At 62.0% G+C, this 18508-nt stretch carries 16 protein-coding genes and 4 pseudogenes; 12 read left to right on the top strand and 8 right to left on the bottom strand.

Translation table 11 applies throughout. The features are described from left to right. Window positions 1-32 precede the first annotated feature (32 nt). The 8 genes and pseudogenes from NKI18_RS25760 (at window position 33) to NKI18_RS25795 (ending at window position 7015) form a co-directional block, all read left to right on the top strand. Entirely contained in the window at window positions 33-233 is a 201-nt protein-coding gene (locus NKI18_RS25760) for a ferredoxin (protein ID WP_353020938.1), read from the top strand. A gap of 198 nt (window positions 234-431) precedes the next feature. Further along, entirely contained in the window at window positions 432-1190 is a 759-nt protein-coding gene (locus tag NKI18_RS25765; protein ID WP_353020941.1) for a nitrogen fixation protein NifQ, read from the top strand. Window positions 1191-1455: 265 nt separating this feature from the next. Next, a pseudogene (locus NKI18_RS25770) lies at window positions 1456-1563 on the top strand (ABC transporter permease); the annotation flags it as partial. Between the two features lie 496 nt (window positions 1564-2059). After that, the gene (locus NKI18_RS25775) at window positions 2060-3271 is read left to right on the top strand and encodes a cysteine desulfurase family protein (protein ID WP_352752946.1); all 1212 of its coding nucleotides are present in this window, start codon (window positions 2060-2062) and stop codon (window positions 3269-3271) included. A 4-nt stretch (window positions 3272-3275) separates the two neighbouring features. Then, the gene (gene dndC, locus NKI18_RS25780) at window positions 3276-4430 is read left to right on the top strand and encodes a DNA phosphorothioation system sulfurtransferase DndC (protein ID WP_352921941.1); all 1155 of its coding nucleotides are present in this window, start codon (window positions 3276-3278) and stop codon (window positions 4428-4430) included. Continuing rightward, window positions 4427-4612: a hypothetical protein gene (locus tag NKI18_RS25785; protein WP_124998086.1), complete on the top strand. Its 186-nt coding sequence runs from the start codon at window positions 4427-4429 to the stop codon at window positions 4610-4612. The genes dndC and NKI18_RS25785 overlap by 4 nt, the downstream gene beginning before the upstream one ends. A 1-nt stretch (window position 4613) precedes the next feature. Beyond that, window positions 4614-6593: an AAA family ATPase gene (locus NKI18_RS25790; protein ID WP_352921939.1), complete on the top strand. Its 1980-nt coding sequence runs from the start codon at window positions 4614-4616 to the stop codon at window positions 6591-6593. Then, window positions 6593-7015 carry a hypothetical protein gene (locus NKI18_RS25795; protein ID WP_352752941.1) on the top strand — a complete coding sequence of 141 codons (423 nt, stop codon included), beginning with the start codon at window positions 6593-6595 and terminating at the stop codon, window positions 7013-7015. Before NKI18_RS25790 ends, NKI18_RS25795 begins: the two co-directional genes overlap by 1 nt. A gap of 5 nt (window positions 7016-7020) precedes the next feature. Here NKI18_RS25795 and NKI18_RS25800 read toward each other — a convergent pair whose 3' ends face one another. From NKI18_RS25800 to NKI18_RS25820, 5 genes are read right to left on the bottom strand one after another with little or no spacing between them, the layout of a single operon-like run. Continuing rightward, window positions 7021-7887 (bottom strand): hypothetical protein, encoded by an 867-nt coding sequence (locus NKI18_RS25800; RefSeq protein WP_352752940.1) that lies wholly within the window; start codon window positions 7885-7887, stop codon window positions 7021-7023. 10 nt (window positions 7888-7897) lie between these two features. Further along, a complete protein-coding gene (locus NKI18_RS25805; RefSeq protein WP_353000335.1) occupies window positions 7898-9034 on the bottom strand; it encodes an AAA family ATPase in 1137 nt (378 codons plus the stop codon). Next, window positions 9031-10527 carry an FtsK/SpoIIIE domain-containing protein gene (locus NKI18_RS25810; protein WP_353020948.1) on the bottom strand — a complete coding sequence of 499 codons (1497 nt, stop codon included), beginning with the start codon at window positions 10525-10527 and terminating at the stop codon, window positions 9031-9033. Before NKI18_RS25810 ends, NKI18_RS25805 begins: the two co-directional genes overlap by 4 nt. Further along, entirely contained in the window at window positions 10524-12551 is a 2028-nt protein-coding gene (locus NKI18_RS25815) for a hypothetical protein (RefSeq protein WP_352752935.1), read from the bottom strand. The genes NKI18_RS25810 and NKI18_RS25815 overlap by 4 nt, the downstream gene beginning before the upstream one ends. Further along, entirely contained in the window at window positions 12548-12742 is a 195-nt protein-coding gene (locus NKI18_RS25820) for a hypothetical protein (RefSeq protein ID WP_124998072.1), read from the bottom strand. Before NKI18_RS25820 ends, NKI18_RS25815 begins: the two co-directional genes overlap by 4 nt. Window positions 12743-13193: 451 nt before the next feature. Between NKI18_RS25820 and NKI18_RS25825 the strand changes: the two are divergent. The 4 genes and pseudogenes from NKI18_RS25825 to NKI18_RS25840 all read left to right on the top strand — a co-directional run. After that, window positions 13194-14223: pseudogene (locus NKI18_RS25825) on the top strand (IS110 family RNA-guided transposase). A 710-nt stretch (window positions 14224-14933) separates the two neighbouring features. After that, a pseudogene (locus NKI18_RS25830) lies at window positions 14934-15191 on the top strand (tyrosine-type recombinase/integrase); the annotation flags it as partial. Between the two features lie 91 nt (window positions 15192-15282). Further along, window positions 15283-15540: a tyrosine-type recombinase/integrase gene (locus NKI18_RS25835; protein WP_353020953.1), complete on the top strand. Its 258-nt coding sequence runs from the start codon at window positions 15283-15285 to the stop codon at window positions 15538-15540. A gap of 3 nt (window positions 15541-15543) precedes the next feature. After that, window positions 15544-16111: pseudogene (locus tag NKI18_RS25840) on the top strand (IS91 family transposase); the annotation flags it as partial. Between the two features lie 157 nt (window positions 16112-16268). Here NKI18_RS25840 and NKI18_RS25845 read toward each other — a convergent pair. The 3 genes from NKI18_RS25845 to NKI18_RS25855 all read right to left on the bottom strand — a co-directional run bounded on the left by NKI18_RS25845 (window position 16269) and on the right by NKI18_RS25855 (window position 18445). Continuing rightward, entirely contained in the window at window positions 16269-17612 is a 1344-nt protein-coding gene (locus tag NKI18_RS25845; protein ID WP_353020955.1) for a hypothetical protein, read from the bottom strand. Between the two features lie 66 nt (window positions 17613-17678). After that, a complete protein-coding gene (locus NKI18_RS25850; RefSeq protein ID WP_352921927.1) occupies window positions 17679-18074 on the bottom strand; it encodes an XRE family transcriptional regulator in 396 nt (131 codons plus the stop codon). Continuing rightward, a complete protein-coding gene (locus NKI18_RS25855; RefSeq protein WP_352554126.1) occupies window positions 18074-18445 on the bottom strand; it encodes a type II toxin-antitoxin system RelE/ParE family toxin in 372 nt (123 codons plus the stop codon). The genes NKI18_RS25850 and NKI18_RS25855 overlap by 1 nt, the downstream gene beginning before the upstream one ends. Window positions 18446-18508 lie beyond the last annotated feature (63 nt).

Below are 18508 nucleotides of genomic sequence, written 5' to 3' on the forward strand. Positions count from 1 at the left end.
CGAGTCGGGGCACAGACAATCGAGGCAGCGCCATGCGCATCATCGTCCAAAAGGCCAAATGCCAGGGTCACGCGCGATGTGCGGCGCAAGCGCCGGACATCTTCAAGCTTGATGACGAGGGCTACATCCTGCCTGGTGACATTGAAGTTGCGGAAGGGGAGGAGCTGCCTGCATCCCGAGGCGCGCGATCCTGTCCTGAACGTGCGCTGGAACTCACCCGCTGCGCGATTTGAGGACTCATTCAACCGAGCTTCTGGCGGGCTTGAATGGGGCCGACCATGTGGCCGCACTCAGCACGCGACGTTTGTCCTGCACGGTCCACCTCCAACTCTGCGAGGGCATTTCCGGCGCCAGTGTTCCCCATAGGCGCAAACGGCAGGGCGGGGGCTCGCGAAACGCCTCTTCCAATCACAGAATTTGCCACAGAGCCGATGGACCAGACGAAAATTACCGAACTACTCGACCGCGAGGCGATCCGCGACTGCCTCTACCCGAAGAACTCCCCGACCCATGTTGCGGCCGGCCGGGTCGCTGCATTACTTGATAGGACAACCCAGGAGAACGGCACCATATTTGCCCAACACTATGCCCGGCTCAGCACCGGCCGATGGCCGCAAATCGAGCTGGAGAGGAGGTTCGACCAGCATGTGCTTGCCTGTGTGCTTTCACGTGCGCTCGAGGAGATCGAGGCCGGCGAGGCGACGGCGACGGAGGCAACCGGCCTTTCGCGCGCCGAGCTGCGCGATGTCCTGGCCCGCTGTTTCCCTGCTATTCCTATCAACGCGTTTGCCTTGGAAGAGGTGAGCGAGCCCGAGCCGGATCTGGAGGAAGAACTTCTGCGCGGACTGCTGCTGGCGCATGCCCGGCCCGGCGACCCGGCGAGCGCCCGCTTCGCCAAGATCATCGCCCGGCGTGCCATGCGCAATGACCATCTCTGGCAGGACCTTGGCCTTTTTAATCGAACCGACCTCGGCCGCCTGCTCGCCTCGCATTTTCCGACGCTGGCGGCCGGCAACACCCAAAACATGAAATGGAAGAAATACTTTTACCGCAAGCTCTGCGAGGCCGAAGGTTTTTCGCTGTGCAGCGCGCCCAGTTGCCGGGAATGCAATGATTTCGAAAGCTGCTTCGGCCCGGAGGACGGCGAAAGCCACCTCACACGGATCAAGAATGGCATCGCCTCGGATTGAGCGCCGCTTCGTAGGTCGTACAGCGCCAGCGCTCGCGCCGCGCCATATGTCTCTTGTCGAATGTCGACGGACACCTTCGAGGATTTGAATGCTGTGCCTGCTGTCCGATTACTCGCCATGCTCGCTTCGGCGGGCGCCCTCATGATGCCGGTGCAGGATGCGACCCGCACCATCGCCGCCGAGCAACTGGTGTTCTCCGGGCCGTTGCTGCTCGCCTGCCTCGCGGTTGCGGCGCCTGGGCGGCCGCGGTTCACCGCCGTCATTTTTCGCGCTGGTGCACAGTTTCGCCTCGCTCACCCATTGGGGCGGCCAGATTGTCTCCGGCGTGGCCATCAATTTCGCTGCTGCCGGCTCCGCCATCATTCTCGGCCAGGTTCCGGCAGGGCGCGCGCTGGGGTTCCTGGAAGCTTTTCGAAGTTTCTGGATCACGCCTCAACCCGAATTGCGTGTGCTTGTTGGACAAATTAGGTCACTAGATTCGGATTTAGGATAGATTCAGGAGGCTTCGAATTTCTAACGCTCGCGACCTCGCAGGTCGTTCACGTCAGCACGAAGGCGTCTCTACGTGTCTTATTGGCAGCTATACGCGCAATGTCGGTCATTGAAAGTTGATGGCCACCCTCTGAAAGCGGACGTCGCTCGAACCAACCATGACGTGACGAGCTCACCCGTTTTGCTGGGCCCTATGCCTCAGCGCCTCGACGACGATCGACATCGCCGGCGACAGTTGCCGCCGACTTTGATATGACAGGTGGTGCCAAGGCATTAGGGGGGAGCAGACTGCCGTCCGAACAGTTCCTTGGCGACCAATACCCCGGCCCCGGTGCGGGTGTTGCACTCAGCGACTCTAGGGGTTAATCCGGGGGCGAATGAAACCACCGGCTGAACACATCACTGACGCCATGGGCTCGATCGATAGACACGGAATCTATCTCGACTACCAAGCGACGACGCCGCTGGACCCTCGTGTCCTAGAAGCCATGCTGCCGCATCTAACTGCGTTGGGGAATCCGCACTCCAGTCGCCATGACCACGGCATCGCGGCGATGGCCGCGGTGGACACGGCGCGGGCGCAAGTCGCCGCCCTGGTCGGTGCTGAACCGGACGAGATCGTCTTCACCTCGGGTGCCACGGAGGCCGACAACCTTGCAATCAAGGGCCCGCTCGCTTCGTCCAGGCGGGACGGCGTCGTCACCTTGGCTACCGAACACCATGCCGTATTAGATGTGGTGCTGGCGACTGGCCGGAGAGGCGCCCGGTCGACGATCATCGGCGTGGACGGCGAAGGCCTTGTCGATCTCGATGCACTTGCGCAGACTGTGGACGAAGGGACGGCCGTGGTCAGCGCCATGGCCGCCAACAACGAGATCGGCGTCCTGCAACCCCTCGCGGAAATCTCCCGGATCGCGAAGCGCGCCGGCGCCTTATTCCACAGCGACGCGGCGCAGGCGATAGGCAAAGTTCCGTTCGACGTGGCCGAAACCGGTGTCGACATGGCTAGTATCTCGTCGCACAAGCTGTACGGACCGATGGGCGTTGGCGCCCTCTATATGTCCCGTGACGCGGGTCGACGCATCAGCCCGATCATCGAGGGGGGCGGTCAGGAGCGCGGCTTCCGCAGCGGTACGTTGCCGGTGGCGCTATGTGTCGGCTTCGGCGAGGCCTGCAGGATATCCGGGGAAGTGATGACGAAGGAGGCTGGGCTCCTGCGGGAGTTGCGGGCCGCATTCATGGAACGTCTGCGCGAGATCGGCGTGCGGTTCACGATCAACGGTACGATGGGCGAACGCTTGCCGGGAAATCTCAATCTCAGCTTCGACGGTGTGGACGCCGAGGCGTTGCTAATGCGCCTGCGCGGGAAAGTGTCGGTAGCTTCGGGTTCGGCATGCACTTCCGACAGCCTCGATCCCAGCCACGTCGTGATGGCACTGGGGTTTGGCTTGGAGCGCGCCGAAGAAGCCATCCGCATCGGCTTCGGACGGTTCACTACGCTCGACGAGGTGTTAACAGGCGCCGGGACGATGGCGGAAGCGGTGGCTAAACTGCGCCGAGTCGGCTACAACCGGACCAAAGGAGCTTAAGTCGATGAGCCTGTTGCCTTTAGCTGCCCAGATGGATGAGGACGCGCTCGAGGACAAGCTCGAAGCGGCCAAGGCTGATCTGGCGGATGAGTACGGTCAAAACCACAAATATCCCTGGATCATCGGCTTCTCCGGCGGCAAGGACAGTACCCTTGTCCTGCAGCTGGCGATGGAGATGCTGCTCGAGCTCCCGCCCAGCGAACGAAAACGCACGGTGCACGTCGTCTCGAACGACACCCTCGTCGAAGCCCCGGTTGTCGCCGACCTGGTTGACAGGACCTTGGACCGCATTTCTGACGCTGTGACGGCGATGCGCTTGCCCATAGTCGTGGCGAAGACGGCGCCCAAGGTCGACCAGACTTTCTGGGTCAACTTGATCGGACGGGGCTATCCGGCCCCAAGCAGGACCTTCCGCTGGTGTACGGACCGCATGAAGATCCAGCCGACATCCCATTACATCCGGAGTCGAGTATCTGAAAACGGCGAAGTCATCCTTTTGCTTGGTGTGCGCCGTCAGGAATCAGCGACTCGAGCGGTTAGCATGAGCCGGTATGATAACGGCGAGAGGCTGAATGACCACAACGACCTCAAAGGCTGTAAGGTGTTTCGTCCGATCGTGGATTTCTCCACCGACGAGGTCTGGACAACCCTGTTGCAACGTCGCCCACCATGGGGCGGCAGCCACCGCGATCTGGTGGCACTCTACAAGGATGGTCAGGGGGGCGAGTGCCCGCTGGTGCTCAGTAAGGATGATGCTCCGTCATGCGGTACGTCGTCCTCGCGATTCGGCTGCTGGACCTGCACCGTCGTCGTGAAGGACCGGAGTATGGCCGGCTTCATCGAGGCGGGTCACGAGAACCTCGAACCACTTATGGATTTCCGCGACTGGCTTGCCGAAATCCGAAACGATCCGGCTCGCCGATCGGCGCGGCGCCGCAACGGCCAGACGACGTTCCTTGCCGACGGCTCATTGGTCCCGGGACCGTTCACGCCGACCGCGCGTCGGGAAATTCTCGATCGCCTGCATCAGGTCGAACGTGCCACCGGCCGCACCCTGATCACCGCCGCCGAGATCGAGGCGATCAACCGCATCTGGGCCGAGGACGCCGCCGCCGTCGTCGCTTCTGTCGAGGCTACCGCTCTTGAGGCGGTTTCGTGAAGCCGGCGCTGCTCCGTACGCCCGCCGGTCGGGAATTGCTGCAGCGACTGTCCACCGAACGGGGTGTTGATCCCACGATCGTGGATGACCTTTTGGACGCCATCGATGAGCATGCCGGTATGCTACGCCGCCGCGGTCTCTTCCAGCGCTTCGATGCTATTTTAGACAAGGCCCGGGAATAGCATGCGCCTTAACGCCATCGGGCTACGCAACTGGAAGTCCTATCGTCGCTTCCGGTTGGACATTCCCTATGGTCGCGAAAAACCAGTCGCGCTGATCGAGGGTAACAACGGATCAGGGAAGACCAGCCTACTCGAGGCCTTCGTGCTGTGTCTCTACGGGCGGCTTGGCATTCCGCTGCTGGCCCGCGCTAATTCCGTCAGCCGTGTAGACCGGTCATATGAACGCTTCATGGAGCGTGCGCTGAACTCAGGAGCGCGCCAAGGGCGGGCGCAAATCGCGATTGAGATCACTTTCCAATCGGACGACAACGAGTACGTCATCGAGAGGATCTGGCATTTCGTTGACGGCGCCCTGCGCAAGAACGACGAGGAAGTGCGCATCTTCCAAGGGGCCGACCGCATAATCCTTGCTTCCCCCGACCCCGAAGACGACGAGCGGTTCGTCCGGGACTTCGTCGATCAGAACATCCTTCAGGACAATCTTGCGGGCTTCTTCATCCTAGACGGTGAACACCTCGAGCGCATGGCGAGCATCAATATGGACGGCCAGGTCAAGACGGCGCTGGAAGCCGCGATCGGGATCGACCGGCTGCATCGCGCCTCGGCTGACCTTCGCACCTATGCGCGGGAGCGGCGCCGCAACCTTCCCGACAACGCGGCTGCCACGGCCGAAGCCCGGCTCGCGCTTAACAATCTGGGGCGCGAGATCGAGGAACGCGCGACGTCGGTGGAACTGCTTCTGGCGGTCATCGGGCCGTTGCGGGAGCGGCGTGATGACGTAGTCAGCCGTATCGGCCGCCTGCACGGCGACAGCTACCGTGCGTTCAAGACGCATTTCGAGCAGCGCGAAAGCGTGATCCGGGAACGAGACGCTCTCCGCGACGAACTGCGTCGTTTGCTGAGCGGCGAGCTCGCACAGGCGCTGGCCGGCGAAACTCTCAGGACTGCCGCACTAGAGCGGATCGAGGCTGAGCATAAGGCCGCGCAAGTCAAGGGGGACGAGGAGCGGAACCTGAACCGCGCCTCGGAATTCGTGGACCGCGTCTCGCGCCACACGACGGTGACGGACGATGTCGCCCGTGCTCTCGCCCTGGCGTGGCGGGAGATGTGGGGAAATCGCACCGCGGATGCCGGCGGCCCCCTGCTCTCGCATTTGGGCGAGACAGATCGCCTTTCCGTGGCGGAGCATCTCCGTAAGTTGTCGTCGGTCAGTGCCTCCGACATCCGGGATCTCGCCCGCGCGGTTTCTAGGGCCGACGAGAGAATTGGCCAACTCGATCGCGCCTTAGGCGAGCAGAAGGGTACGGACGACGAGTCCAAGTCGTTGGCGGAGGAGTTGAACGGAATCCAGGAAGAACTGGCCCGCGCGGAAGCCCGTCACGCGATGGAAGCTGCCGCGTTGCGGGAGTTGGAGGACAGGCGTTCATGCGAGGAGCAACAGTTGGCGGCGGTCTCGCTGGGCGAGAGCGGCAACGCAGTGGCACTCAAACGGAGCGCCGCGGCGGACCGGGCCGCCGATCTGATCGACGCTCTTGCCGACGCCGCCGTTCCGCAAAACCTCGATGCGCTGTCCGCCGAGATTACCGACGCCTATCGCTCGATGGCGCACAAGACTGTGGTCGAACAAATCAAGGTCAACGAGGAGGGACGTGTTACACTGCTCGACCGGTCCGGACGGGATCTGCATGAACTCGACGCCAGCGCCGGCGAAAACCACATCTTCACGCTGTCGCTGATGTCCGCTCTCGCCCGCCTAGCCGCGGACTTCCCCATCATCATGGACAGTCCGTTCGCGAGGCTCGACGCCGAACATCGCCGTAGGGTAATCGGCCATTTCACGGAAATGGACCGACAACTCGTCCTTCTTGTTCATCCGGCCGAGCTTCATCCCGGCGAGCTGGCGCTTGTGACACGACGGAGCGGCGAATCGCTGAAGCTGCCTTCGACCGAACGCCTTCCAGTAACGGGAGCGGCATCCTGATGTCGGCGACAATGGTAGAATTCACGCGCGGTGACTTCAGAACGTCGCGCTATGCCGACGAACTGAACAGCCGATTTCAGGGCTTCCTAGGTCTGCCGCATCGATACGGGCCGGCAAGGCTCGCTCTGGGTCGGTCGCTAAGTATTCCCCAACTCCCCTCCTTTGAATTGGGCAGCATGGGTTACGGCAAGCCGATCAAGGGCGAGCAGCTGTTCGGCCAGGGTATAGAGCTGGCAACGTGGATCACCCTGATCTCGGAGCATGACGCGAGGTCGGGCGAAGCGATGACCCGCAAGCGAATGCAGTCCTTGGCGGCATCGCATTGGCAGCGCGGCATAACGCTGCTGTGGGAAGACTGGAGAGCCAGCACCGGGGACTTCGACACGTTCGTTGGGCGCTTGGTCGGCATGGCCCGTCTGTAATCAATTCAGGCGGCCACCAGGATTTCGTTGATGCGCTTCTCCAACTCCTGAGGCCGCCGACCGGACTTCTCCATCATGGTGGCGAGGAACCAGCGGATGTCGCCCACCGTGTCGAATCGCCTGCTCAGCCTGCCGATGAGTCGCTTCGTATCCACGAACCTGAGAAGCCAACGCCACTTGTCCTCGTCCGGACCTGGGGACGAGTCCACGATGGCGTCGAGAAGCGGTCGGACAGCCGCGGCAGCCGCCAGGCCGTTCTCGTGCGTGAAAGCCTCCAGCTCCTTCTCGCACTCGGCTTCGAGCTCTTCGGCGAGCTTGTGCACTAGGTGGTTCGACGCGCGATTGATGCCGGCCACATGACACGCCACGAAAAGCCGCTGCACGAGCAGGAGGTTCTCAATCTCTACCAATGCACGCTCGAGCGCCGCCCTGCATTCCGCCTCGGTCCCTTTTCCCGATCGTGTGAAGGACTTCACTAGATCGGCCATTAGGTCGGGCTCCAGCAGATAGGCTTCGATCTCCCAACGGCGGGTCGTATAGAACTCCTCGTTCCACGTCGCCGCCTCGAAAACGGCATCATCGAGCGCGAAGAGGTTATCCCAGTCGCGGTGTCGGAAAAGCCAGTCCCGGTCCACGAAACCGAACGCAGGTATCTTGTCCACCTCACGACTCTTTTTGACCGCGGCGGCCACCGCGGTGCATCCTGAGCCCTGCACGAGGTCGTTGGCCTGGACGAAATCGACGCGGTCCATGTAGCTAGCGAACCAATACCGCTCGAACAGCCGCAAGTCGTCGACGCCTTCGAGCACGATGCGTGGCAGGCCTAGATGGGTAGCACCGATCTGCCGTTCGTCGTCGAACTCGTCGAACATGACTACATTGTCAGTCATCGTCCGACCTGAACTTGGGTTTGACGAGACAGCCGCTCTTGAAGAGCCCGTCCTCGACGGTCTTCGGAGCCAGAAGCCGCATCGAGTCCGTCTGGTGCGAGGTCAGCACGAAACTCAGACCGTCGCGCTCTTGCGCCCAACTCTTGAGGATGTTGATGAGGCGACGGCGCATCACGGTATGCAGATGCTGTTCGGTCTCGTCGATCAGCACGATCGTTGAACCGGTCATGTGTGCGGCGATACGGATGGCCAACTGGACCAGTTGCCGTTCGCCGCTGCTGAGCTGGTCGAGCCGATGATGGTCTCCGCTCGCGGTCTCCACGGGGATCGACAGTTCGTTGCGATCAACGGCGCCGAGACGCTTCGTTCCCTTGAACACAACGTCGTTCACGATCTCCCGGCAGATCTTTTCCCGGTCGTCGCCGAGCCAGGCGAACCACACGAGCAGGTTCTCGATGGACTCGGCCCAGTTCGTGCCGTCTGGACCGAACAGATGGGCGGGCGAATAGCCCAGGGATTTGGGACGCACGATGGAGCGGTTTTCGTGCGGCGGCCGACGCAGGCCTCGGTCGGAATGGAAATACAGCACCGTCGGCAGGGCCATCGAGGTGCCCCAAAGCGACAGCGGATGCTGGTCTAGGCTCTGGATTATCGCCTCGGCGAATTCGAGCGCCAGCGGGGAGGACGAGTTGGATCGCTCGACAGGGCCGTAGCCGAGCCTTTTGCCGAAGAAAAGCAGTTGCTGGTCCTCGTACACTCCGATGCGCTCGCACTCCTCGGGCGTCCAAAATTTCAGCGGTTTGTCCGCCCCCGCCACCATCGAGATCAGGTGCATAACCGACCGGCGCCCGTCGTCAAGCTGGACCAGCGCGTCGAGCTGGATCGCGCCTTTTCCGCTATCGAGCGCCTCGTGGCCGTAAGCCTCGCTTGTGCGCGCCCGCAGCAAGGACATAGCGCAGTAGATGGCGTCGAGAATGGTGGTCTTGCCCGCGCCGTTCTTTCCCATGATCAGGAAGACGTTGGTGGGGTTGCCTGTCGGATCCAGGAACGGGACGAACGTCTTTCCCCGCAAAGGGCCGACGTCGACGGTAGAAATGCCCACCAGAGAGAATTTGGTCGGTCTGTTCATGTGTGCCTCGAATTGGCCGCGGCTACGGCTCGCTTCACATCGGCGACGTCCACACGCGCGCCGTGTGCCCGGAGAAGCGGTCTCCCGGCCAGCTTAATGAGCATGTCGCCACGCATCATCAAGTCTTCGGCGCCGGACTCGTCAAGAATGATCCTAGAGTCCGAGGACTTTTGGACCGTCAACGCGATGCGACTGGGTATGTTGGCCCTAAGCAGACCGGGGAAAGTAGCTGCTTCCGGTCGCTGGGTCGCCAGCAGGAGGTGGATGCCGACAGCCCTGGCCTTCTGCGCGATGCGGACCAGTGGCTCTTCCGCACCGGTGCGCGACATCAGACAATCGGCGAGCTCGTCCACAACGACCACCAGCCGTCTCATCGGACTGCCGGCGGCACGTGCCTCCGCAATGTTCCGGGCGCCGAATTCTCTTAGACGCTCCTGTCGCGCGTCCATCTCCTGGACGACGGCACGCAGCATTTCCACGGCAGCCCCCATCTCGGTAACGACCTTTTCGCCACGCAACAGTTTGAGCCCGTCGTACTCCGCGAAGTCTACGCCTTTCGGGTCGATCATGAGCAACTCGGGCGGGTTGTCCGAAGCCAGCATCGACAGAAGGATGGCGTTCATGCAGACTGACTTGCCGCTGCCGGTGGCGCCAGCCACGAACATGTGCGGCGCCTCGACGAAGTCGAACACGACGGGTTCGCCGATAACGTCGACGCCTGGGCATACCGCCAACGCCGCATCGGAGGACATGAACGCCTCAACCAGCGGAGGCCACGGCACGTCGCGCCATGCGCCGGACGGCCGGGGAATGTCGAGCACGACCCGCCGCTCGCCGGGTTCGCGGCCGAAAGCGATCGTACCCGTACCCAGACCGATGGCGAAGGCCAGATCCTCGAGGCCGCGGCGAAGTCTGTCGTAGTCCTCGACGCCGCCCAAGGTCAGCCTGTGACGAGAGAGGCGGGGTCCTGAAATGGGCTCGCCGATCGGGTTCGCGTCCACGCCGATCTGCTGTAGTCCCTTCTTGAGGATATCGAACTGTACGTCACCCTTGTTGGTCGAGTGATCGTCGTCGACCGACGGCCGGAAGTAGAGGCTGTCTAGGAGGACATCGTGGAAACTTGTACCCGGCAACCAGCTTTCGTGCAGCAATTCCATACCACGACGCGCGTGGCGCTGCAGCACCTCGACATACAGGTCGTGGTTCTCGAACAGGTCCTCGTCCCGGCGAAGGGACAATAGCAGCGCGAAAGCGTCGTCGTAATCGGGTTCTTTCGCGCGACCGGTTATCTGCTCCAGATGCAACTCGCTCGGCGACTTCGGCATGGCCTTGTAGCGCTCGTCCGGTTCGTCGCTTTCCTGTAGGGAGCGGGCGATGGCGATGCGGACAATCCACCAGTAGACGCCGCGCCTGCCGTCCTGCATCAGACCGTCGTCGATAATGCGCTCGAAAAACGCGCGCTCCTCGACGGTGAAATAGATGCTGTCCTTCATAGCTCTACCGGCATCAGCTTGGCGGTCTCGCCGCCCTCGTTGTCGATGCGGTATCGGCGCCGGATATGCTCACCGAGCAGATCGTCGGCGATCTCGGTGAATTCGGTGTCGGTCGGCAATAGGATGAGAGGCGCGCCAGCCTCCGGAAAATAGTCACGCATCAGGAGGTTGCGGTTGGTGGAGTCGATACGGCCCAGGGGCGTGTCGACGATCACCGGGATGGATCGGGCGGCCTCCTCCTTCAGCGCCCAAAGCATCGACATGGCGATGAGTTGGCGCATGCCTGCCGAGATGCTGTGGCGCGAGACCTCCTCGCCGTCCTGGTCGAAGTAGCTCATGATGAATTGTCCGTCGAGGCGGACGCTTTTCACCAATTCACTGGGCGCGAGCAGGATGGCCACCTTTTGGTTCACCCGATCCTCCACGGACTGTCGGATGCGTGAGCGCCGCAGTTCCAGATAGCGTTCGAGGGCGCGCTTAGCCCGGAGAGCGAACCGATAACCTTCGTCCAGCTCCATGGAGACTTTGTACTCCTTCATCTCCTGGGCGGCGCGTTCGTCGTGGCCAACGGCTTCGTGGGCAAAGCCCTTTTCGTCCACCAGTGCCTTGGCTGATCGCTGCATCGCGTCGCGAATCGCTTCTCCGATCCTAGTAATCTCGGCGGTGATTTCCTCATACCGCGCTCGAGCCTCGTCGGTGCTCAGCTCCGCTTCGTCCAGCTCCTTGCGCAATCTACGCGTCTCGGTGACCAGTTCGCGCATGCGACGAAGTTGCGCACGCTCCTCGGCGAAGTCGGCGGCTCCGCGGCTTCTCCAGACTAGGAACCGGTCGCGCAGCGCCTTGGTCTTCTTGGCGCTTAGCGACGCCAACACCGGATGCTGATCGCCGGACACAACGCCGAGCGTTCGCAACGATTCCCTAATGTCGTTCTGCAGGTCAGTCTGCTGCTTGGCATTCAGCGTCACCGGATCCTCGATCGTGGTGAGGCTGCGTACCGTCATGGCCGGTAGTTCCGCATGTAATCTCCCGGCCAGACTCGCGTCGGCCGTGGTCTGGCGGTCCAAAACGGCGAAGGCCTCATCCACAAGGTGTGGCTGGGTACGGAAGACGATCTCGAGCGGCAGGCGTTCCGCTAATTCGTCTGCCAGGGTCTGACGTTGGGTTGCCAGGACTTCCAACCGGTCGTGGAAGCGCTTCGCCTCGCTTTCCGAAAGGGTGCCGCTGCGCAAACGTTGCCGTTCCCCATCGAGCCGAGCGCGCCTCGCCTCCAGATCAAGCAGTTCTTCCTCGGCCGCCACCCGTGCTCGCGCCTGGACGGCCTCGTTGGCGCGAGCCTCTCGGGCGGCGTTTTCCGCCTCAACGACGCTTTTCATGACGTCGACAGGCAAACGCGCCCGGCTTCGGCGGTTGGCGTCGTCGTTCACCTTATCGATCAGGTGTGCTACGAAGTGCAGCCCCAAAAGACGTTCGATCTCGCCGGCCTCGCGTCCGATCTCCGCGTCGGCGAGCGACTGCACCTGTTCGCCGTCAAAAAAGAAGAAGGGCACCAATTCGCGCGGGAGCATTGCCTGCAGCGCGTCCTCCGCAGCGTTGCCATCAAGCGGCGAACTTACCGGGCCGAATTCGACCAGTTCGGAGTATGCCGAAAAGCTCTTCTGGCCAACGAAAGTGCGGCGCGCCCGATGCACCACGCCGCCTTCGGTCCAGCACAACGACACGCTAGCACGGTTATGCCCCTGCTGCCGCGCGGTCTTGTTGAACACCCCGGACCAACGTCCGGGCTGGCCCAGAACATATTGCTTATCTGTAAGCGCGGTGCGCGAGAAGCCTACCCGCCGCAGAGACTCGTCCTGCGCGCCCGCGAAGAGGAGTTTCGCGCTGTTGAGCAGGCTAGTTTTTCCGGCGCCGTTGCGCCCCTTGATGAGCACTATGTTGCGCTCACCATCCTGCGTCTCGGACAGGTCCACCGAGCAGGTCCCGTTATAGGCGAACATATTCTCGATATCGAAGGAAACGAACTTCAATCCTTCGACCCCAGCCCGGCTGAAATGACTTCTTCGACCCTTCGGGTCAAGCGCGACTTGGCGCTGCGGGCGGACATGTTCGGGAATTCGCTTTCGAGATCCAACAACGCCTGCACGGTCACCGGCGGTAGCTCGAACTCGCGGGACACCCGCTCGATCAACTTGTCCTCTGCTTCGGATATGTTAGACATCTTAGCCCCCGTAGCACCCAATACCACGAAATCCTTATGTTGTATGAATTTTCAGACCGAAGGGGCATACAATGGCTTCAATATTTTTCTGATGGTTAGCAGCTCTCGTCGGCCGTTTCAGTGTCCGGTGACCGGCTGACGGCCACGAGTTCGCCTGTGGCGTGCCAGGCTTGCTCGAGGAATTCACCCTGCGGTATTCTTGCCGCTGGAGCACCATTGATGAACGGCAGCTATTCCATTCGGCACGTTCAACAGCCGACAGTCCACTGTCGGCCCCACAGCCGCCGGGCTGCAATGCGCCTCATGCACGAACATGACGTAATCGCGGGAGCGGTGGCCACCAAAGCTGTGGCGGCGATGTTCGGAGCTCTAGCCGGCTGGCTGTCCCCCGATAGGATGAAGAACGGGCTCACGATGGACACCGGGCCCAGGCATCGAACGGAGGACAGCCATGGAGCAGTATATCGGTCTCGACGTATCCATGAAAGAGACGGAAATTTCGATCCGGCAGGACGGCCAAAGGATGTGGCGGGGCAAGTGCGCGTCCGACCCGCAACTGCTCGCGGCCCTGATCCGCAAGCGCGCGCCCGATGTGCGGCGGGTGGTATTCGAGACGGGGCCGCTGTCGGTGTGGTTCTACCATGCGCTGACGGCAGAGGGGCTGCCGGTGATCTGCATCGACGCGCGGCATGCCAAGGCGCGCTCGACACGGCCGCGAACAAGACCGATGCGAACGATGCCGATGGCCTGGCACATCTGGCCGAGGTCGGCTTCTACCGAGAGGTTCGGGTCAAAGGTTTCGACAGCATGCTGATCCGCACGCTGATCACCGCGCGGCGCCAGCTTCTCAAGATGCGTTTGCAGATATCCAACCAAATCCGCGGATTGATGAAGACGTTCGGCCTTGTGTGCCCAAGGGCGCCGGCAGCGTGTTCGAGCGCAACGTTCACGATCTTCTGCAGGGCGAAGCAAAGCTGGCGCGCATCGTCGTGCCAATGCTTCGGGCATGGAGTGATATTCGATACCCGATAGCAGAGCTGAGCAAGCAACTGGCCGCGATGGCTCGTGAAGACCAGCACTGCCGTCTGCTCATGTCGGTGCCCGGTGTCGGCACCGTCACAGCCACCGCCTTTGCCGCGGCCGTGGAGGATCCGGCGAACTTCAGGAACTCGCGCGCCGTGGGCGCATGGGTGGGCCTGACCCCGAGACGCTACCAGTCCGGCGAGGTCGATAATGACGGCCATATCTCGCGCCGTGGCGACAATCAGTTGCGCGGACTGCTATACGAAGCGGCCGCGGTCATCCTGAACCGGTCGACGGATACCAGCACCCTGCGAACCTGGGCGTTGGAGTTCAAAGAACGGCTCGGCTTCAAACGAGCCGCCGTGGCCCTGGCGCGCAAGCTGGCAGTGATCATGCATACGATGCTCCGGACGGGCGAGCTGTTCGATCCGCACGGAGGAACGCCCGCCGCCGCCTGATCCTGCAGACGCTCGACCACGGCGATTTCTTCAGGGCCATTCCACCAATAGCGTTCTTACAGGACGCATCGAGCCGTCCCTGCCGGGACGTGGCTGGGATCATTCCGCGAAGCGGGAAGCAACTGCCTCGTTAAGCAGATTGCGCAACGAACATAGGAAGATCTCACCTGCGAAACTCATCCTGCGGCGATCTTTGCATCGACCGCGTAGACGACCCTGTACCCGGCATACGAACGAACGAACATGGACAGAAAGGACGACTGGCTTGCACTCACCCCCTTGACGGCCGAGCGATTAGACGACCCGCTTCGCGGGAGGGGCGCCTCGGCCTGAGCTGGCGCGACTGCCATTTGACTTGAGCGGGTAGAGGCGTCGATCTGACCATGGAGTTCCCTTCAACGAGAGGAACTCGCCATGGCTACCCTGTCGACCGATGCACCAATCTCTCCGCTTCGCTAGCGCATGCAGCACGACATGCTCATGTGTGGTGGCTCCCATACCCAGCAGAACTACGTTCGTCACGCCCGCGCTTCGCTGTGTTCCTTGGCCGCTCGCCCGACACGGCGACGGCTGAGGACATCCGTCGATTCCAACTGCATCAGCATGAGAGCGGCGTCGGCCCTGCGACGATCAATGGCGCGGTCTCGGCACTGCGATTCCTGTTCCTGGTGACGCTGAAGCGGCGGGATCTGGCACGTGTGCTGGTGATCATGCGCTATCCACGCAAACTGCCGGACGTGCTGAGCGTGGGGGACGCGGCGCGGCTGCTCGAAGCCGCACCCGGCACCAAGTACAAGGCCGCGCTCGGCGTCGCCTATGGCGCGGGCCTGCGCGTGTCCGAAGTCGCGCACCTCAAGATCGACGACATCGACTCGACACGCATGCTGATCCGCGTCGAACAGGCAAGGGACGCAGGGACCGCAACGCCATGCTCTCGCCGCAAACTTCTGGAACTGCTGCGGCTGTGGTGGCGCGAAGGCAGGCAGCGCGGGGTGATGCTCCCCAATGGCTGGCTGTTCCCGGGGCGCAGCTTCACCGCGCCCGATCTCATCGAGGCAATTGCACCGCGCAGTCCAGGAGGCAGCCGAAGTCGCCGGCATCCGCAAACGCGTCAGCCCTCACACGCTGCGTCACAGCTTCGCCACCCACCTGCTCGAACAGGAGGTCGACATCCGCGTCATCCAGGTGCTGCTCGGGCACAGCAAGCTCCATACGACCGCGCTCTACACCAAGGTCTCGACCCGGACGATCCACGCGGTCGCAGGGCCGCTCGACCGGCTGATGGCGCTAATGGAAGGCAAGACGCCGCCCGGCTGAGCCGTGCACATCTCTGTTGAGGTCGCCGACATCTTCCGTGCTGCCGGCCCCGCCTATCGGGCCGCCCATGCAGGTCACCTGAGCCTCATCCAGCTCAAGGTGATGTCGGCGATCGAGCATTGCCGCACCGCGGCGCTCGGCGGTCACGTCGAGGCCTGCGAAGACTGCGGCCAGTGGCGCATCGCCTCGCGGCCGCGCGTATATGGCTCGCCGAGCGGGAGGCCGACCTGCTGCCGGTCGGCTACTTCCATGTCGTGTTCACGCTGCCCGCCGAGGTCGCCGCCATCGCGTTCGGCAACAAGGCGCTGGTCTATGACCTGCTGTTCAAGGCGGCATCGGAGACGATGCTGACGATCGCGGCGGATCCCAAGCACCTCGGCGCGCGCATCGGCATCACCGCCGTGCTCCACATATCGGGATCGGCAATGACCCACCATCCCCATATCCACATGATCGTGCCGGGCGGCGGCATTGCGCCGGACGGACGCCGGTGGATATCGTCGCGGCGGCCTTCCTTCTCCCAGTGAGAGTACTGGGCAAGCTGTTCCGCCGTCTGTTCCTGACCCGGCTGGTCGCGGACAAGAAGGCCGACGCCTTGGCGACGGGATCTGATCCCGGGGGTTCTTCCTCGTTCAACCTCGCCGTCCTCTTTTTGCGAACCAGCGGGTTGCCGGTCACCTACATACAGTAGTCCAGGGGCGAAACAGGGTCAGCGGGAACGCAGCGAATCAAGGCTTAGGAACCCATTTTGCGTAAAGGCTCTTCGAGGCCGTGGGAACCGTCTTGGCGTCAACGAGAGCGACGAGCGAGCGGAACCGCTTCTCGCAGCCGCTGTTCGAGTTGATGCGACTTGCGACGAGGGTCGAGGCCTTCGGTAGATCCAGCATCAGCTTGACCTCGTTTGGCGAGAACGACTTGACCATCTCATTGTAGGATGGCGACGCCGCGTTCGAGACGCCGTATGAGTTGCCAGTCGCTGCCGTCACGACTGCCTCCACAAAAGTGGCCTGCGCTGTTTCCGGAACGCGGTTTTTCCGCGACAGCTTGAGGAGCCGATCGGCGAAGGGCGGCTCGTTGTGGAAGTTATCCCAGCCATTGTGCACACTTAAGAGCTTCCTACTCGCTGATGTGAAGATACTGTGAACCTCGGCTTCGCTCAGCAGCGACAACTGGCCCAGCGTCTCGAAGAACTGCAGCGAAGCCTTCTGACGGGCTTCGTCGCCTTTTGCCTTATAGTCCTGGTGTCGATCCACCAGCGCCGACCTGGTCCGGGGGCTAAGGTCGTTACTGAACGATTCGCAGATTGCGATGGCGTTCAGGCGGGCTTCCTCTCCCGACGCTGGGTCACAGTAGATGCCGTGTAACATGACGAAGATCAGCTCGCGCTGGGCCTCGAATGTTTCCTGGATACGGCGTTCCCATTCTTGTCGTTGATCCTTCTTGAACTTCGTTGCTTTCAGCGCGGCGAGCAGGGACTTTGTGTCCACCCCCTTAGGGTTGTGGGCGCTCGAGAGCGCATGCTTCTGGCAGCGGCTTAGGAAACTCAGGAACTCGTCTTCGTCGACCGTCCCCGCAGCTGGGTGTGCGATAGAGAAACTGTTGCGTGTGGCCCTGCACTGGTCGAGGAAAAAGAAGTCGTCGTCACCGATCAGGTTGAGCTTACGGCAGAGGTCGAGCAGCTCGGCGTCCTTGAGGTCGAGGAGCGTGTCCTCGTCGAAGGACTTGTCGTCGAGAATCTGAGGGACGACGTTGATGCCGAACCGTCGCACCTTGTCACGCAGTTCCACCACGGCCGCGTTCCAAACGTAGTTGATGGCTGCGTCGAACAGACCGCTGGCGACGGCGACACACATTTTGACGATCCGCTCATCGCGCAGGTGCGGAGGGATCTTCTTAATCAGGCGTGGGAGCTGGGACCAAGCATGGGCGATCTGGTGGTCCTCGGCGAGCACATTGCGGGAGACTCCCAACGCGGCGGTAAGTTGGGCTAGCATGGGCGAGGAGAGAGGGGTCACGTCGGGCAGTGTGACGGCGGGCAGGTCGGTCTTTGGCTTAACTAGGACGTTGCTCATACCTACTCCTTGCATCGACGAGACCATCTCGCACCATCGGTAGTCTTTAGCCGAAACAGAGTGAGGTCAGCCGGCGCGTGCGGCCTTTGTGCGATTACGTCCACCTGCCGCTCTTTTAACGCTACGCACGGAGACGGCTTTGGGAGCTACGACGTCGCCGAGCCGCTCTATACGGAGGGGCGCGCGCGAGGGAAGGCGAACGACGAGTTCGAGTTGCCCCCCGATCGCCTCGACGTAGCTTTTAAGAGTAGACAAGTACATGTCGGCTTGTTTCTCGATCTTCGAGACCGAAGGCTGCTTGATCTTGAGGACCGAAGCGATTTCGGCCTGGGCCTTTCCAGCGGCACGCCGCAAATCGCCGAGACTCTCGACTTCTCCCCTTAAGTCTTCGAAACGCGCGTCGACCCGCTCCCGACGATCCTCGGGGAGCGCAGCGATTAGGTCGTCAAGCTTGCGTCCCATCACTTCTTCTCCTTCTTCGCCGCCGCCAAACGGTCGAGATGCCCTTGATAGCGCTTGTCCGCCTTGGCGATCAGACTTTTATAGAAGCGCTTCTCACTCACGCCCGACTTATCGCCGGCGACGAGCAGGATCGCCTTCCGCTTCCGGTCGAATGCGAACGCAACCCGCCAGACACCATCATCAGCATCGAAGCGAAGTTCTTTCATGTTCGCGAACGACGAGTCATTCAAGGTATCCGCATGCGGTCGCCCCAGCTGGGGCCCGAACACACCGAGCAGCTTAGCCGAGGCCAATAGCTCATCTTGGACTGTCTGGGGCAACGCCTCGAACTCCCCATCGAACTCATCGCCAAAAACGACTTCCCAAGTCATATATAGCTCCTAGGCTATGTGGTCAACATCACACCAGCGGTCAGTTCCTCGGCGCTGAAAGCA

The organism is Mesorhizobium sp. M0800, from assembly GCF_040320095.1.
Lineage (GTDB): Bacteria > Pseudomonadota > Alphaproteobacteria > Rhizobiales > Rhizobiaceae > Mesorhizobium.

What these genes read in the sequence shown, in the direction of transcription:
- NKI18_RS25760 (WP_353020938.1), top strand. Translation starts at nt 33, where the DNA reads ATGCGCATCATCGTCCAAAAGGCCAAATGCCAGGGTCACGCGCGATGT.
- NKI18_RS25765 (WP_353020941.1), top strand. Translation starts at nt 432, where the DNA reads ATGGACCAGACGAAAATTACCGAACTACTCGACCGCGAGGCGATCCGC.
- NKI18_RS25775 (WP_352752946.1), top strand. Translation starts at nt 2,060, where the DNA reads ATGAAACCACCGGCTGAACACATCACTGACGCCATGGGCTCGATCGAT.
- dndC (WP_352921941.1), top strand. Translation starts at nt 3,276, where the DNA reads ATGAGCCTGTTGCCTTTAGCTGCCCAGATGGATGAGGACGCGCTCGAG.
- NKI18_RS25790 (WP_352921939.1), top strand. Translation starts at nt 4,614, where the DNA reads ATGCGCCTTAACGCCATCGGGCTACGCAACTGGAAGTCCTATCGTCGC.
- NKI18_RS25795 (WP_352752941.1), top strand. Translation starts at nt 6,593, where the DNA reads ATGTCGGCGACAATGGTAGAATTCACGCGCGGTGACTTCAGAACGTCG.
- NKI18_RS25800 (WP_352752940.1), bottom strand. Translation starts at nt 7,887, where the DNA reads ATGTTCGACGAGTTCGACGACGAACGGCAGATCGGTGCTACCCATCTA.
- NKI18_RS25805 (WP_353000335.1), bottom strand. Translation starts at nt 9,034, where the DNA reads ATGAACAGACCGACCAAATTCTCTCTGGTGGGCATTTCTACCGTCGAC.
- NKI18_RS25810 (WP_353020948.1), bottom strand. Translation starts at nt 10,527, where the DNA reads ATGAAGGACAGCATCTATTTCACCGTCGAGGAGCGCGCGTTTTTCGAG.
- NKI18_RS25820 (WP_124998072.1), bottom strand. Translation starts at nt 12,742, where the DNA reads ATGTCTAACATATCCGAAGCAGAGGACAAGTTGATCGAGCGGGTGTCC.
- NKI18_RS25845 (WP_353020955.1), bottom strand. Translation starts at nt 17,612, where the DNA reads ATGAGCAACGTCCTAGTTAAGCCAAAGACCGACCTGCCCGCCGTCACA.
- NKI18_RS25850 (WP_352921927.1), bottom strand. Translation starts at nt 18,074, where the DNA reads ATGGGACGCAAGCTTGACGACCTAATCGCTGCGCTCCCCGAGGATCGT.
- NKI18_RS25855 (WP_352554126.1), bottom strand. Translation starts at nt 18,445, where the DNA reads ATGACTTGGGAAGTCGTTTTTGGCGATGAGTTCGATGGGGAGTTCGAG.